Source organism: Halomonas sp. OfavH-34-E (genome assembly GCF_024124525.1).
Lineage (GTDB): Bacteria > Pseudomonadota > Gammaproteobacteria > Pseudomonadales > Halomonadaceae > Halomonas > Halomonas litopenaei.
In genome coordinates this window covers 66,096-82,706 of record NZ_JAMXRY010000022.1, presented here as the reverse complement: position 1 = coordinate 82,706, position 16,611 = coordinate 66,096, and the positions used below count along the sequence as shown (strand labels likewise).

Annotated in this window: 10 protein-coding genes; 9 read left to right on the top strand and 1 reads right to left on the bottom strand. The window is 65.5% G+C overall.

Annotated features, from left to right (window positions below; all coding sequences use genetic code 11):
- The 7 genes from NH448_RS11440 to NH448_RS11410 all read left to right on the top strand — a co-directional run.
- Window positions 1–667 (top strand): electron transfer flavoprotein subunit alpha/FixB family protein (locus NH448_RS11440; protein ID WP_253028789.1); only part of this gene is annotated, 667 nt, incomplete at its 5' end.
- Window positions 657–1,757 carry a hypothetical protein gene (locus tag NH448_RS11435; protein ID WP_083970663.1) on the top strand — a complete coding sequence of 367 codons (1,101 nt, stop codon included), beginning with the start codon at window positions 657–659 and terminating at the stop codon, window positions 1,755–1,757. The genes NH448_RS11440 and NH448_RS11435, both read left to right, overlap by 11 nt.
- Window positions 1,758–1,861: 104 nt before the next feature.
- The gene (locus tag NH448_RS11430) at window positions 1,862–3,619 is read left to right on the top strand and encodes an NADH-ubiquinone oxidoreductase-F iron-sulfur binding region domain-containing protein (protein WP_204249008.1); all 1,758 of its coding nucleotides are present in this window, start codon (window positions 1,862–1,864) and stop codon (window positions 3,617–3,619) included.
- Window positions 3,619–6,573, top strand: a complete 2,955-nt coding sequence (gene fdhF / locus NH448_RS11425; protein WP_045994974.1) for a formate dehydrogenase subunit alpha — start codon at window positions 3,619–3,621, stop codon at window positions 6,571–6,573. The genes NH448_RS11430 and fdhF overlap by 1 nt, the downstream gene beginning before the upstream one ends.
- Before the next feature lie 180 nt (window positions 6,574–6,753).
- Window positions 6,754–7,029, top strand: a complete 276-nt coding sequence (locus tag NH448_RS11420) for a hypothetical protein (protein WP_045990997.1) — start codon at window positions 6,754–6,756, stop codon at window positions 7,027–7,029.
- Window positions 7,030–7,162: 133 nt separating this feature from the next.
- Window positions 7,163–8,314, top strand: a complete 1,152-nt coding sequence (locus NH448_RS11415; protein WP_052704193.1) for a sugar diacid recognition domain-containing protein — start codon at window positions 7,163–7,165, stop codon at window positions 8,312–8,314.
- A 385-nt stretch (window positions 8,315–8,699) separates the two neighbouring features.
- The gene (locus NH448_RS11410; protein WP_052704194.1) at window positions 8,700–12,182 is read left to right on the top strand and encodes a bifunctional diguanylate cyclase/phosphodiesterase; all 3,483 of its coding nucleotides are present in this window, start codon (window positions 8,700–8,702) and stop codon (window positions 12,180–12,182) included.
- 213 nt (window positions 12,183–12,395) lie between these two features.
- On the opposite strand, the gene NH448_RS11405 is transcribed toward NH448_RS11410, so the two are convergent.
- The gene (locus tag NH448_RS11405) at window positions 12,396–13,682 is read right to left on the bottom strand and encodes an aromatic ring-hydroxylating dioxygenase subunit alpha (RefSeq protein ID WP_045990998.1); all 1,287 of its coding nucleotides are present in this window, start codon (window positions 13,680–13,682) and stop codon (window positions 12,396–12,398) included.
- Between the two features lie 360 nt (window positions 13,683–14,042).
- Between NH448_RS11405 and NH448_RS11400 the strand changes: the two genes are divergently transcribed.
- Together NH448_RS11400 and NH448_RS11395 are read left to right on the top strand one after the other, a co-directional pair.
- Window positions 14,043–15,149, top strand: coding sequence for a hybrid-cluster NAD(P)-dependent oxidoreductase (locus tag NH448_RS11400; protein WP_045990999.1), 1,107 nt, complete (start codon window positions 14,043–14,045; stop codon window positions 15,147–15,149).
- Between the two features lie 154 nt (window positions 15,150–15,303).
- The gene (locus tag NH448_RS11395) at window positions 15,304–16,512 is read left to right on the top strand and encodes a GlxA family transcriptional regulator (protein WP_083970171.1); all 1,209 of its coding nucleotides are present in this window, start codon (window positions 15,304–15,306) and stop codon (window positions 16,510–16,512) included.
- Window positions 16,513–16,611 lie beyond the last annotated feature (99 nt).

Here is a 16,611-nt window from a genome sequence, read left to right as displayed (position 1 = left end):
CGGGTCCTGCGTCTGTCGGACCGGGTCCGGGCGCGAGGACCAGCCCCGTCCGCTGCCGCGCATCCTGATGGCGCTAGCCGAATGCGCCGAGCCGGTGGTCGAGACCCGCCACGAGGCGAGAGCGATGGCCCAGGAGCCACCGCACGCGCCCCAAGCACCCCAAGCAAGGCTCGAGGATCTTGGTGCGGTGGCGGTGGACCCTGCCGAGATCGCCCTGCACGAGGCGCCCTTTATCCTGTCCGGCGGCAATGGCGTTGGCGACTGGCCCGGCTTTCACCGGGCCGCCCAGGCGCTGGGCGCCAGCGAAGGCGCCTCCCGGGTGGCGGTGGACGACGGCAATATGCCACGCCATCGCCAGGTGGGGGCCACCGGCACCTTCGTCAGCGCCCGGGTCTACCTGGCGGTGGGGATCAGCGGGGCGATCCAGCACCTGCAGGGAATCCAGCGCTGCGACAAGGTCATCGCCGTCAACCGCGACCCCGGCTGCGATATGGTCAAGCGGGCCGATCTGTCGGTGATTGGCAATGGCGACGAGATCCTCGCCGAACTGGTACGTCTGGTCGAGGCCAGGGGGGAACGTGGAGGCAAAGGTGATAGCGAGCGTGGCGATACCCACGAGTCCCGGCCAGCGGAAACATCCCCGAAGGAGGCCCTGAATGTTGCCTGAATCTTCCTCCCCCCATGGCGAGGCCCAGATCGGTGCCAGTGCCGATACCAACGGCGGTGTCAAAAACAAAGCCAAGGCCAACGCCTCCAGCGCAGACGCTGCCTACCTACAAGCCAGCGCCATCACCTCGCTTCGCCTCGATGTGCTTTTGTCGGTGGGGCGCCATCGCCTGACCGGTCGCGCCCAGCGTGCCGATGGCGACGCCCGGGCGCTGGAAATGGCGTTGTCGCTGAGACAGGCGTTGCAGACCGAGAAGACGACCCCTCCCGAGGTGGAGTTGATTCCCTGGCACCTGGGGTCGGAGGGCGACGACACCGAAGCGGCGCTGCGTGGCTATCTGGGCATGGGCCTGGACGCCATTCGCTGGATCAAGGCACCGGCGGCGGCGGACGCCATGGCGCCACTTCGGGCGTCGCTGACATCGCCCTCGGCGGAGGACGCTTACCACCGTCAGGCGCGCCTGGTGCTGTGCGGGATGCGTGCCGAGCAGGGCGAGGGCACCGGCATGCTGCCCATGGTGCTGGCCGAGCAACTCGGCTGGGCCTGGGTCCCTGGGGTGGTGGCCCTCGAGCGTATTGAAGCGATCGAGGGTCGCCAGCGGCACGCTGAGGACGGTGAGCCAGGCGAGGCGAAGCACGACGGGGAGACCGTGCTGTTCCAGGCCATCGTGCTGCAGGCGCTGCCGCAGGGACAGCGACGCCGTCTGGCGGTGACCCTGCCGGCCATCCTGGGGGTGGACAGTGCGGCACCGGCCGCGCGCCAGAGTGCCTTCGGTCCGGCCCGGCGTGGTCAGCTGCGTCTGGTCGAGTCAGGCGAAGAGGTGGTGCTGGACCCGGCGGTGGAGCAGTGGCCGCTGATACCGGCCCGCGCCCGCCCCAGGCGGCTCAAGATCGTCACCGCGACCAGCGCCCGGGATCGCTTCAAGGCCGCCGCCGCCAAGGCCGAAGGTGGCGGTGGTCGGGTGCTCGAGGATGTCTCGGCCACAGAAGGGGCCGCCGCCATCCTGTCGATGCTCGAGGCAGAGGGCGTCTTGCCTGCCGGCGGGGCCCGGCACGGTCAACAAGGTAGTCCACAAGGCGATGGACGCTGACGCCAAGCGGTGCCAGCATCAAGGCAGGGACCGCCAGTGGCAGGGCGCGTCGACCCGGCAAAGTCCGCACCGCTGCCTTACATGGACATAACTAGAGTCAAGCAATGACCGTCGAACCCGATACCACCGTGACTTCCGACGCCAGCCGATCCCGGCGTACCCGGGCGACCCTCAAGGGGCGCCAGACCGACCCCGACCTCCTCGAGGCATTGCGTCGGTTGCTGGACGATGAACGCAAGCACCCCGAGCTGCGGCGGCGCGATCTCTTGATCGAGCACCTGCACGCTATCCAGGACGCCAATGGTCATCTGGCGCTTGACTGGCTGAGGGCGCTTGCGAGCTACATGACGCTGCCCATGGCGGCGGTCTACGAGACGGCGACCTTTTACGCTCACTTCGATGTGGTGCATGACGGCGAGGCGCCGCCACCCGCACTGACGGTGCGCGTGTGCGACTCGCTGTCCTGTGAGCTTGCCGGGGCCGAGCGTCTGGCCGAGGCGCTGAGCGACGGCCTCGACCCCGAGCAGGTGCGCGTCACCCGTGCCCCCTGCATGGGCCGCTGCGACCTGGCGCCGGTGGTCGAGGTGGGGCACCACCACCTGGGCCACGCCACCCCGCAGGCGGTGGAGGTGCTGGTGGAAACCGGCAAGACCCATCCAGAGGCGGTGCTGTGGCAGCGCCTCGATGAATATCGCCGAGAGGGCGGCTACGAGCTGCTGCGCGGCTGCCGGGAAGGCCAGGTGACGGCCGATGAGTTGACCTCGATGCTCGAGCGCGCGGGCCTGCGGGGGCTTGGCGGCGCGGGTTTCCCGACCCATCGCAAGTGGCAGAGCGTTCGCGCCGAGCCCGGTCCTCGCTGGTGCGCGGTCAACGCCGACGAAGGTGAACCGGGGACCTTCAAGGATCGCTACTACCTGGAGCGCGCCCCCCATCAGATGCTGGAAGGCGCCCTGGTGGCCTGCTGGGCGGTCGAGGCAGAAGGCGTCTATATCTACCTGCGCGACGAGTATCCCGGCGTCCACCGGGTACTGATCGAGGCCATCGAGGAGCTCGAAGACGCCGGTATCGCGCAGCCGGGCCAGCTTATCCTCAGGCGTGGCGCCGGGGCCTACATCTGCGGCGAAGAGTCGGCGATGATCGAGTCGCTGGAGGGCAAGCCCGGCAAGCCCAGGCATCGTCCGCCGCTGGTCGCCCACAAGGGCCTGTTCGGCCGGCCTACGCTGGTCAACAACGTCGAGACCCTGTACTGGATACCGGTGCTGTGGCGCGAGGGGGTGGCCATGTACGCCGGTCAGGGCCGACGCGAGCGCAGCGGCCTGCGCAGTTTTTCGCTGTCCGGGCGGGTGCGACGGCCTGGTGTCTATCTGGCACCCGCCGGCATCAGCCTGCGCGAACTGGTCGACGAGTACGGCGGCGGCATGGCGCCTGGCCATCAGCTGGCCGGCTATCTACCGGGGGGCGCCTCCGGCGGTATCCTGCCCGCTGCCAAGGCGGATATCGCACTGGACTTCGACACCCTCCAGGCCGAGGGCTGCTTTATCGGCTCGGCGGCGGTGATCGTGCTGTCCGACCAGGACGACCTGCGCGCGGTGGCCACCAACCTGCTGGCCTTCTTCGCCGATGAATCCTGCGGTCAGTGCACCCCCTGTCGGGTCGGTAGCGAGAAGATGCTGAGCCTGCTCGAGCGCGATCAATGGGTGGTGGAGGACCTGGAGCGACTGTCCCGGGTGATGCAGGACGCCTCGATCTGTGGCCTGGGGCAGGCGGCGCCGAATCCGGTGCTGAGTCTGCTGCGCCACTTCCGCGATGACCTGGGGCGCCACGACATCATCGTCACCGATACCGCCGAGGGAGCATGCTGATGACCGGATCCCGGAACGCTTTTGTCTCCCACGTCGCTGAAGATTCGACGCTCGAGTCCTTCACGCTGACGCTGGATGGTGTCGAGGTGAGCGCCTGGCCCGGCGAGACCCTGTGGCAGGTGGCCAAGCGTGCCGGGGAGACCATACCGCACCTGTGCTTCAAGGACGCCAGCGGCTACCGCGCCGACGGCAACTGCCGCGCCTGCATGGTGGAGATCGAGGGCGAGCGGGTGCTCGCCGCCAGCTGCCTGAGGGAGGCGCGCCCCGAGATGGTGGTCAGAAGCCAGTCGTCCGAGCGCGCCCGGGTCGCCCGCGAGGGCGTGCTGGAGCTGCTGCTCAGCGATCAGCCGCCGCGCGACGATAGCCCGGACCGTGCAAGCCAGCTGTGGCAGATGGCCGATCACCTGGCGGTGGACGCCACCCGCGCCCGCGCACGCTACCCCAGGCGCAGGCCCGACGTCGTGCGTCATGCGCCCGGCGCTCGCCTTCCCGGCCAGTGCCCGCCGATCGCAGATGATGCGAGCGGGAGGAGCCATGCTTCCGCGACAGCAGGCCACGACACCAGCCATCCGGCGATGACGGTCAATCTGGACGCCTGTATCCACTGCACCCTGTGCGTGCGCGCCTGTCGTGAGGTGCAGGTCAATGACGTCATCGGCATGGCCCATCGCGGCGCCGCCAGCAAGGTGGTGTTCGACCTCGATGACGCCATGGGCCAGGGCAGCTGCGTGGGTTGCGGCGAGTGCGTCCAGGCCTGTCCCACCGGCGCCCTGTCGCCGACCAGCCTGATCGATGCCCAGGGCCGTGGTAACAGCGACAGCGCCGAGCGCAAGGTGGACTCGGTGTGTCCCTACTGCGGCGTCGGCTGCCAGTTGACCTACCACGTCAAGGATGACGCCATCCTCTACGTGGAAGGCCGCGACGGCCCGGCCAACCAGGGACGGCTGTGCGTCAAGGGACGCTTCGGCTTCGACTACGGCCGCCACCCGTCACGGCTGACCCGACCGCTGGTGCGGCGCGAGGGCGTGCCCAAGGGCATGGACGAGGGCTTCGATCCCGCCCGGCCACTGACCCATTTTCGCGAGGCCGACTGGGACGAGGCGCTGGCGCTGGCCGCCGGGGGCCTGACCCGGCTCAAGGCCGACCACGGTCCCAGGGCGCTGGCAGGCTTCGGCAGTGCCAAGTGCTCCAACGAGGAGGCCTGGCTGTTCGAGAAGCTGGTACGCACCGGCTTCGGCTCCAACAACGTCGACCACTGCACCCGGCTGTGTCACGCAAGCTCGGTGGCGGCGCTGATGGAATGCATCGGCTCCGGTGCGGTGACCGCCTCCTTCATGCAGGCGCTGAACGCCGACGTGGTGATCCTCACCGGCTGCAATCCGGCGGTCAATCATCCGGTGGCGGCGACCTTCTTCAAGCAGGCGGCCAAGGGTGGCACCCGGTTCATCATCATCGATCCACGGGGCCAGGCCATGGGCGCCTATGCCCATCGGGTACTGCGCTTCACCCCGGGGGCCGACGTCTCGCTGTTCAACGCCATGCTGAACGTCATCATCGACGAGCAGCTCTTCGATGAGGCCTATATCCGTGAGCACACCGAGGGCTTCGAGCGGCTCAAGGCAGCGGTGCGCGATCAGACGCCGGAGTCGGTGGCCGCGGCCTGTGGCGTGCCCGCCGACGAGATCCGCGCGGCGGCGCGGGAATACGCCAACGCCGAACGGGCGATGATCTTCTGGGGCATGGGGATCTCCCAGCATACCCACGGCACCGACAACGCCCGTTGCCTGATCTCGCTGGCGCTGGCCTGTGGTCACACCGGGCGCCCCGGCACCGGCCTGCATCCGCTGCGTGGCCAGAACAATGTCCAGGGAGCCTCCGACGCCGGCCTGATCCCGATGGTGCTGCCGGACTACCAGCCGGTGTCCGACGCCCAGGTGCGGGCCTCCTTCGAGGAGCTGTGGGGCAACGCCGGCACAAGCAGCGACGGCAGCGGCGACGCCCTGGATCCCGAGCCGGGCCTCACCGTGGTCGAGATCATGGACGCCATCCACGCCGGCACCATCCGCGGCATGTACATTCTGGGCGAGAACCCGGCCATGTCGGACCCGGACCTGACCCACGCCCGTGGTGCGCTGGCAAGCCTCGAACATCTGGTGGTGCAGGACCTGTTCGTCACCGAGACGGCGCAGTTCGCCGACGTCATCCTGCCGGCCTCGAGCTGGCCGGAAAAGGACGGTACCGTGACCAACACCAACCGTCAGGTGCAGCTAGGGCGCCAGGCGCTGCCGCTGCCCGGTGATGCGCGGCCGGACTGGTGGATCATCCAGGAGATGGCGCGGCGCTTCGGCCTCGACTGGGACTATGGCCACCCGCGCGAGGTCTACGCCGAGATGCAGAAGGGGATGGCCTCGCTGAACCATATCGACTGGGAGCGACTCGAGCGCGAAGGCGCGGTCACCTATCCCTGCCTGGCGGAAGGGGCGCCGGGCGAAGACGTGGTGTTCTCCGAGGCCTTCCCCACGGCGAGCGGCAAGGCGCGCTTCTCGCCGGCGCTGCCGCTGCCGCCCGATGAACCCATCGACCGTGACTACCCGACGGTGCTGTCCACCGGACGCCAGCTTGAGCATTGGCACACCGGTTCGATGACCCGCCGGGCCCAGGTACTCGACGACCTGGAGCCCGAGGCGGTGGCCAGCCTGTCGGCGGGGGAGCTCACCCGGCTGGGTGTGCACCCGGGAGAGCGGGTGACCATCACCACCCGGCGTGGCGCCATCACCCTGGTGGCGCGGCTCGACGACGGCATGCCCGACGGCATGGTGTTCGTACCCTTCTGCTATGTGGAGGCGGCGGTGAATCTGCTGACCAATTCGGCGCTGGACCCCTACGGCAAGATTCCGGAGTTCAAGTATGCCGCCTGTCGCTTGAGTCGCGCCGAGCCGGCCCAGGTCACCTAGGCGATGTCCGAAAAGTCGACGAGCGAAGGTTAGACAAGGCAAAAATCGGTGAGAAAGCGCAGTTTACGGGGTGTAAATGAGCATTTTGATCCGATTTTTAACGCCGTATTACCGAGCGCAGGCACTTTTCAGACAAGCCCTAATCTGAACGTTAGACACAGCAACAAGGAGTCACCCACCATGATGATTGCCGAGCTGATCGACGGTCGTGACTTTCGTGATCGGCTGTTGGCGCTGGGAGTGCGCCTGCCCGAGGATGCCTGCCCCGAGACCTGCGCCAGGATGGCCCGGCTCAAGGCACGTGAGGTCGGCCTGCCCGGCCTTGCGGCGCTGGTGCGCGAATTGATGGACAAGCAGGAGGTGCTGTTGCCGTCGGTCCATCAGGCCATCCAGGCCCACCTGCTGGGGCTCGATGATAACGGCGAATCCAGGGCTGCAGGGAAGGGCTCAGCCTAGGGCGCCTAGCCTAGGGCGCCGACTGTGGTGCCGTCTATGGCTCAGCCTGGGGCGCAGGCTAGACCGCCGGCTTGCAGCCGCTCAGTCGCAAGGCGAAGATGGCGTTTCTTCGCCAGCGGCGGCAGGTGGCCCCATGATTCTGAGCGCTGAGCTCGCACAGCAGATCATCGACAAGACCCAGGATATTCTCGACGCCAACATCAACGTGATGGACGCGCGCGGGGTGATCATCGCCAGCGGTGATCACTCGCGTCTGGGTACCCTGCACGATGGCGCGGTGCTGGCGCTTCAGCGTGGCAATGGACTCGAGATATCCGAGCATGACGTCGATGCCTTCAAGGGGGCGCGACCGGGCATCAATCTGCTGCTTCAGTGCGCCGGCGAGACCGTGGGAGTGCTCGGTATCACCGGTCCGCCATCGCAGGTACGTCAGGCGGCGCGGCTGGTCAAGGTGACCGCCGAGATGCTGGTCGAACAGGCCGACATGCTGAGTCAGCTTGAGTGGGCCAAGCGCCACCGGGAAGGTTTTATCCTGTCATGGGTCAACGCTGAGCTTTCTTCCGAGCAACTTCATGACTGGGCCGAGCGACTGGGGATCGACGTCGCCTGTCAGCGACTGGCGGTACTGATCGAGCTGGACAGAGGATCGCCCAGCGCAGATCTGGATGCCATGCAGCGACTGATGGAGCTTCTGGCCCGTGACAGTCTGGTCACCCAGGTCTCACCCCATCGCGTTCTGGTGCTCCAGCCTTTGACGGATCAGGCTGGACAGCACAAGCAGGGCGCACACCCAGGCCCCGACGGGGCTATCGAAGCCCTGCTGGCGCGACTGGCACGCCACGATATTCACGGGGTCAAGGTCGCCGTCGGGCGTGCCTTCGATGCACCCGGCCACCTCCACCTGTCCTACGGGAGCGCCCGGCAGGTACTGGCGATCGGCAAGCGCCAGTTTCCCGAGCGAATGACCTATCACTACGAAGAGCTGCGCCTTCCGGTGCTGCTGTCGCCACTGAACGATGGCTGGCAAGGCGAGCAGTTGCGCGAGGCGGTCGAGCGCATCCGTGGCGCCGACAGCCATGGGCGTCTGCTCAAGACCCTGGCAATGCTGATCGAGCACGAGGGCAACCTGAGTCGCTGCGCCGATGCCCTGCATGTCCATCGCAACACTCTGCGCTATCGACTGGATCGCATCCACGAGATTACCGGTATTTCTCCCCATTGCTTCACCGGCCTGGTGGAGCTTTTCCTGGGTCTGGAGCTGTCGTCCGGCGACGGCGCTCATTGAAACCCACAGGCTGATCTTTCTCGCGGGTGGCGAGCGGTGGCTTGCGAGCTGTTGCTTGCGAGCTTGTGCCTCGATGTTGTCCGTCATCATGTCGCAGGGGGCATCGGGCCTGCGGGTGTGTCTGCAGGTAGGGTGGTGGTTGCCACAAAGCCAGCCGTCAGGGCTTGCCTGCCATAAGAATGTGAAGCCACGGCGCTTAGCTTGTGGCTTTTTTCTTACATTAAATTACGAATTAGTTACTGAGAGTCGTAGCGACATTTTGTGCAGGATAATTAGCAGGGAGACAAATCTGTGCAGCTTTCCCCTGAGGCGGGCTGATCTAAGGCGTTCGCCCAGGAGGCTTGCGCCGCCCATCTGGACGCTCCTTCACCACTGAGGCCGGCCGATGAGTGACTGGAAGTCCGAGGAAGAGCGGAGTCTGGGCTTTCCGCCACTGCTGCTGGTGGTGCTGACCTTCGGGGCCCTGATGGCCCTGCATACCCTGTTCGCCTCCTCCTCGTCCTCATTGTTCCTGTTCGATCTTCTGACTTTCAGCCGTTGGGGCGCGGTGGCGTCGTTGCTGGCGACGCTCGGTATTCTGGCGCTGGTTATCGGCTGTGATCGTGTCAGGCGGCTGGCCTCGTTGGCGCTGCTGGGGTACAGCCTGGGACAAGGGCTATGGCTGCTTGATCAAGTCAATCGTCAGGTGAGCCTCGAGGCGCTGCCGGCAATGTCGTTGCTGCTGATGCTGCTGTTCGCCTTCTGTCTGTGGCACGGTCGAGGCGTCGGGCGCAGGCGCTACGCGGCCCTGGGAATCGTGTGCATGGTGGCTGGTGCGCTGGGATTTTCGATCCTTTGGACGACGGAGGATGCCCCTCGTTGGCGCCTTATACTGTTCGAGTCCCGGCCGCTTGGCACCGTCATGGTGTTTACCTATGGCGTCATCTTCTGGCTGTTCGCCCGCCAGCGCAGCTTGAACTTGCGACGGCTGGCGCCCAGGGTGATCAAGGTCGGGCTTATCGGCACCAGTCTCAGCATGCTGGTGGGCTTTGGGGGCTACCACCTCTATTCGCTCGATCTGAAACAGGATCTGAGCACGCAGCTGGATACCTTGAGTGAGCGCATCGCCAATTGGGAAGAACGCTACCGCCTGGGCTGGAGCGAATGGAGCCTTCCACTGACCCAGGCAGGAGGGTCGCCGGAACCCACCGGTCCCGCAGCCCGGGGAGAGGTGCTTGCCTACGTCTGGTGGCAGGACAGGGGCGCATTGCGCTGGAACCCCGCTGACGGTGGTGGGGCGACGTCTCGACTCGAAGAAATGCTGGCGTTGCACGAGGTTCGAAGTTGGCTCGAACAGCGTCAGAACGAGGCCATGCGCTGGTGGATTCCGGGCAAAGGCGCGGCGCTGCTGGAGGTCAACAGCTTCGGTGCTGCGGGCCCCCGGCTGGTCGTACTGGTCGACACGACGCTGTGGCTTGAGCATATGAGTGAAGGACTGACGGCGAACCTGTCGCTGTTGGGGCTCCGCCCGGCAGAGGCGTTGGATCATGGTGCCCGCGAGGTCTGGGTCGAGCGCGGCAGGCTGGCCGGCGTAATGCGAGACGATATTGCCCTGGCTGGCGGCACGCTGCTGCGGGTTCAGGCATCGAAGCCGCTGTCGCTCAAGTGGGTGCTATTGCCGGCGCTGTTGCTGGCGTTGGGCCTTTTTGTCACCTATCAACTGATGACCTGGATTGCGCTGGCGCGATTGCGTAGAGAGCAGGCGATTTCGCTGGCGACGCGTGAACAGGAGTTTCATTCCCTGTTCGGACTACACCCCGTGCCGATGCTGCAGGTTCGACGTTCGGGCCTGATCGGTGCGCTCAACGACTCTGCCACGGAAGCTCTGGGTGACAGCGCAGGGGAGGCTATCGCTCGACCCTTCACCGAGGTAGCCAGTCGACTGCTGGGATGCGGTGATGCGCCCGATGAATTGATGAAGCACTTCGACAATGTCATGACCGGGCGACAGCGGTCCGTGGTGTTCGAGTGCTCGATCGCGGATTCTACCTTCAGGATACGCCTGCAGCAGGTCCGGGTGGGGGCGGCCTGTGTGGGCCTTTTCGCCAGTTTCGCCGACATCAGTCTGCGTCAGCAGGAGCAAGCCAGGCTGTCGATCATGGAGCACTGTCTCAGGGAGAGCAGCAATGGGGTCGTGATCTTCGACGCCCAGTCCAGGGGCTGCCCCGTGATGTATGCCAACGCTGCTCTGTGCCGCATGCTGGATGCTTCGGCATCCTCGGTGACCGGACTGCTGGCGAGTGAGCTTGCCAGGACCATGTGTCTGGACCCGGTGACCGAAGCCGAGATCTGTCACTGGATGAAGACCCAGCAGCCGGGCTCGGTCACTGCGCTGGCCAGCCAGGGAGGAGGAGGCGGTCGCTGGTACGACCTGACGCTCTCGCCGGTGCATGCGCTCCGCGAAGGGGTAAGTCACTACATCGGCATCGTCGATGACGTCAGTCAGCGCAAGGTTCAGGAAGAGATGCTGGCCCACCAGGCCACCCACGACGCCCTGACTGGTCTGCCCAATCGCACCCTGCTGGCCGACCGACTGGAGCACGACGTAGCCCTGGCGACACGTCATCGGCAGGGGCTGGCGGTGCTGTTCATCGATCTGGATGCGTTCAAGCCGATCAACGATAGCCTGGGGCATGAGGTCGGTGATCGCGTGCTGATACAGGTCGCCAAACGCCTGAGCCGAGGGCAGCGACGCTCGGATACCCTGGCGCGTCTGGGCGGGGACGAATTCGTGCTGGTGCTGGTGGATATCGGTGGCAAGGACAAGGCCATCGCGGTGGCCGAGCGCCTGCTGAACCAGTTGCGTGAACCCTGCCGCGTCGACGGCTTCCAGCTGCAGATATCCGCGAGTATCGGGATCGCCTTGCTGGACACCGGGACCACCCTGTCGCCACAACGGCTGATCCAGCAGGCCGATCTGGCCATGTACCAGGCCAAGCAACGCGGGCGAAACCAGTATCAGTTGTTCACACGCACCCTCGACGGTGTCCCCGGGCGTCATGTGACCCTGCGCAACGCGCTGCGTATTGCCATGGAACAGCAGCGTCTGCAGTTGTTCTATCAGCCCCAGGTGGATGGCGAGGGCAGGATCACCGGTCTGGAGGCATTGATACGCTGGTCCCATCCCGAATTCGGCTGGGTCTCACCGTCGGAGTTCATTCCACTGGCCGAAGAAACCGGCCAGATCATCGATCTGGGGCGCTGGGTGATGCGCAGGGCCTGCTACGACGCCAAGCGCCTGTGGCGAAGTGGACTCAAGCCGGGGCGGGTGGCGGTGAACCTGTCACCGCTGGAATTTCATCGCATGGATTTTCTATCGAGCGTGTGCCAGACGCTGGATCAGACCCACCTGCATGCCGAGTGTCTGGAGCTGGAAATCACCGAAGGCATGTTGCTGGATGACCAGGAACGCGTGGCTCGTACACTGGGGGCCCTGGCGGCCCGCGGGGTCACCACGGCGATCGATGACTTCGGAAAGGGATACTCGAGCTTCGATTACCTCAAGTCCCTGCCCATCGACAAGATCAAGATCGATCGTGGTTTTGTCGCCCAGTGCCTGGACAGTGAACGAGATATCGCGGTCTGTCGCAGCGTGATCACCCTGGCCCAGGAGTTGGGCCTCGAGGCGCTGGCAGAAGGGGTCGAGACACCGCATCAATGTGCCGCCCTGAAGGACCTGGGCTGCACCACCTTCCAGGGCTATCTGTTCTCTCGACCGGTGCCTTTCCGGGAGCTTGCCGGCCTGCTGCGTCGCCCCCATCTGGCGCCGCAGCAGGAGGTCCCGATGGATCGGCAGGACTTGATTGGGGCGGAAGCGCGCCGACGCTGAGCGACCGCGGAGTCCTGAAATCCGCCCTGGTGTCGTCTTGAAGACGACACCAGGGCTGGCTTCAGGGCAAGCGATGACGGCAGGCTGTTTCAGCAGGCTATGTCAACAGGCTATGTCAGCGGGCTATGTCAGCAGGTCGAGACACCAGGCCGTGACAGAGAGACACCCAGGGGACCGCAATGTCGACGAGCGCAGGCACTTTTCAGACAAGCCCTAGCCGCTGGCCAGGCTCAGCGCCGGGCTGCTGCCCAGGTTGGCTGCCAAGGTGGTGCGGTACCAGTCGATAAAGTCGATCACCCCGTATTCGTAGGTGGGGGAGTAGGGGCCGGGGCGATAGGCCAGGGAGTTGATGCCTCGCTGGTTCTCTTCGGCAAGCCTTCGGTCTTGGGCGTTGGTGGCGTCCCACACCCGGCTCAGGTTCTCGACGTCGTAGTCGACACCCTCCACCGCATCCTTGTGGACCAGCCATTTGGTGGTGACCTGGGTGCGCTGGGGACCCAGCGGCAGCACCCGGAACACCGCGGCGTGGTCGCCGACAAAGTGATTCCAGCTATTGGGTAGATGCAGGATGCGCAGGGAGCCCATGTCCTCGATGCCCTGATGGGTCAGCGGCCGGCGACAGGCGGCCCTGCCGTCCATGGTCATGGACACGGTGCCCTCGACCAGCGGGGTGCGGGTCAGACGATTGCGCTTGCCTCCCGCCCAGCTCATCTTCCAGGGGATGCCGAGGCCGTCCCATTCCTGCTGCTTGCGCGCCACCAGGCTCCGGTATTCCGGCGTGGCACGGGGGTCCTCGGTGTCGTCAAACTCGTAGAGCGACTTGATCAGCTCCGGGTGAGAGCCGTTGCAGTGGTAGCACTCGCGGTTGTTCTCGAGCACCAGCTTCCAGTTGGCCTGCTCCTCGATGGTGGTGGTCACGGCCACCTTGAGGTTGGTCATGTCGTAGAAGCTCAGGTAGCTGTCGAAGATGGCCTTGAGGTCGCTCACGTCCGGCGGATTCTCGGCGAGGCTGACGAACAGGTAGCCGCCGGCCTCGGTCAGCGCGACCGGGGCGAGTCCGTAGTCCTCGAGTCGAAAGTCCTCGCCCATCTCGGTGCCGGCGAATAACAGACGTCCGTCCAGCTCGTAGGTCCACTGATGGTAGGGGCACACCAGCTTGGCCAGCTTGCCCTTCTCGGTGGAGCACAGGCGAGATCCGCGATGGCGGCAGGTGTTGTGGAAGGCGTGAATGGCGTCGCCATCGCCGCGCACGATGACCACCGGATTATGGCCGATGTCGAGGGTGATGAAGTTGCCCTTGGCGGGAATCTCGCAGCTCATTCCGGCGAAGATCCACTCGCGCTCGAAGATGGTCTGCATGTCGAGCTGGAACAGTCGTTCATCGTTGTAGAACGGCTGCGGCAACGAGAAGCCGTAGGGGTGGTGTGACATCGTCTCCAGGGCGAAACGACGGGCATCCCCCAGGGGATCCTCCAGATTGAGATGGGCGATGGGCTCCATGGTGCACTCCTCGTGATGCGATAGATGCGGTGTCGATGGGCGCGGTGGCCCATGGCAAGGGGCGCCGCTATGGATCAGGGGAAAGCATTAGCGGCGCTATCAGCTGGCGTGCGTCGCGGTTGTCATGCTGCGCAGTCTGGGGCAAGGGGGATGACCCTGGGTATCTGGCGGCGACACCAGATGATGCCGTTGCGACCTCTTTGTCGCTGCAGCGAGCGTGGCCGGAGGATTCGAGTATGCTGATGTCGCGATCAGACAAGTGGCGCGCGAGGCGCGAGGGGCAGAATGCGCTCAATGACCAGGCCTCGAACGAGGTTCGGGGCCTGGGTGACCCGCCGACTGTCTGCGAGCGAAACCGCCATGGTGACGAATTTTCTCAATCCGGTGACCACCCAGACGTGGGCCAATGGCCGCCACGTAGTGCGCTGCGTCAAGGTCATCCAGGAGACCTGGGACGTCCGAACCTTCTGCTTCATGGCCGAGCAGCCGGTGATGTTCTTCTTCAAGCCGGGGCAGTTCGTCACTCTGGAGCTCGAGATCGACGGTGAGTGCGTCTTCCGCTCCTATACCATCGCCAGTTCACCTTCCATCCCCTACAGCTTCTCGATCACCGTCAAGCGGGTGCCGGGGGGGCGCGTCTCCAACTGGCTGCATGACCAGATGGACGTGGGCCACGAACTGGCGGTGCACGGTCCGGTGGGGGACTTCAACTGCATCGACTACACCGCCGACAAGGTGCTGATGCTCTCCGGCGGTGTCGGCATCACGCCGCTGATGTCGATGACCCGCTGGTTCTTCGATACCAATGCGGCGGTGGACCTGGCCTTTATCCACTGCGCCAGGACTCCCAGGGACATCATCTTTCACCGTGAGCTGGAGCATATCTTCTCGCGCATTCCGGAATTCAAGCTGCATATCGTGTGTGAGCGGGATAGTGAGTTGAACCAGGCCTGGGCGGGTTTCCGCGGCTTCCTGTCGGAGCCCATGCTGGAGCTGATGGCGCCTGATTTTCTGGATCGAGAGGTCTTCTGCTGCGGGCCCACGCCCTTCATGTCGGCGGTCAGGCGTCTGTTGACCCAGCGTGGCTTCGACATGAGTCGCTACCACGAGGAATCCTTCGGTGCCACGCCGGTCGACGTCCAGGAAGACGTCCACGAGCTGGCGGAGCAGGCCGAGGCGGAGGCCGAGGAGCTCGTGGCGGCCGACATGCACTGTGTCGAATTCGCCTCGGCGGGCAAGAGCGTACGCATCCAGCCGGGCGAGACCGTGCACGCCGCGGCCTCAAAGCTCGGACTGCATATTCCCAAGGCCTGCGGCATGGGCATTTGCGGCACCTGCCGGGTGCCACTGGTCGCCGGCGAGGTGGACATGGAACACAACGGTGGCATCACCGACGAGGACGTGGCCGAGGGCTTCATCCTGTCTTGCTGCAGTCGACCCAGGGGTAACGTCACGGTGGACTGGTAGCGGCGGTGGCTCCCGGCGGAGGCGGGGCGCAAGCACCCAACGCGGCAGAGGTGTAACCGTCCGGTGCAGGTGACTCCGTATGGCGTTGATAAATAGGAGGGCCGTGAGAAATTCGGTTAGGCTGGAGTCTGATTTTTGCTGGTATTTGGACGCTATGCCATCCTCGCCCCTGCACCCGCTCCATCCATCACGGCCATCGCCGGCACCATCGTCAGCACAGCAAGGGCACGCCGATGTCTCTGGCGGCGAGCCGCTCACGCCGGCGCTGTCGGTGGGCTTCGTGTTGCTGTCGCGCTTTACCCTGCTGCCCTTTGCTGCCTTCGTCGACTGCCTGCGGCTGGCGTCCGACGAGGGCGATCGCAGTCGTCAGCTACGTTGCCGCTGGCGCTTTCTGTCAGAGGATGGCGCCGAGGTTGCGTCAAGCTGTGGTGCGGTGATCTCGCCCTGCGAGCCGATAGGGGGGCGTCATGGGCAGCCTTTCTGTGATCCCCGCCAGTTCGACTACCTGGTGGTGATCGGCGGGGTGCTGGGGGAAGGCGAGGAAGCTGATAGCCCTGAGCGAGCGAGCCATGAACGACGGGCTCTCGAGCGAAATCGCCCCGAGCGAGATGGCGGCACCCTCGACTATCTGCGCCATGCGGCAGCGCTGGGTGTGCCGTTGGTGGGGGTGTGCACCGGGGTCTACTCGCTGATCCAGGCCGGTGTGATGGAGGGGCGGCGCTGCTGCGTCAGCTGGTACCACCACCTGGATCTGACCCGGCGTTTTCCCGCTGTCAGCGCGGTGGCCGACCGCCTCTATGTCGACGATGGCGACCGCTTGACCTGTGCCGGTGGTGCTGCGGCGGCGGACCTGGCGGCCTATCTGGTGGAGCGCCACCTGGGACGCGCCTGGGCACGCAAGAGCCTGCACATCATGCTGCTGGACGGCCACCGAAGCGGCGACCACTCCCAGCCCCAGCCGGTGGTCTTCGATCGCATCGAGGATCGCATCGTGCGTCGTGCCGTGGCGATTCTCGAGCAGCATCTGGGCGAGCCGCTGTCGGTGGATGAGCTGGCGACGCGCGCCGGCGCCTCGCGTCGGGGGCTCGAGCGCAAGTTTCGCCAGGCCTTCGGTGTCGGCCCGCAGAAGTTCGCCCGTGACCTGCGCCTGCGCTACGGTCTGTGGCTTCTGTACTTCACCGACCATAGCGTCACCGAGATCGGCGAGCGCTGCGGTTTCGCCGACACCGCCCACTTTTCCCGCCACTTCCGCAGCGCCTTCGGACAGTCGCCCTCACGTCTGCGTCGCGATCCCGTCGGTCGCGAGGAGGCCGGCGTCGATCCCTTCTTCCTGCATGTCGGTGCACGTCTGGGGCATCGCTGAGCGCCTCCCGCTGGCGCAATTGCCCCTGATAGTGCTCCTGATAATGCCGCTGATAGTTCCCCTGATCGTGCCGCCGGCAACGTCATCCAAGCGCTCGTC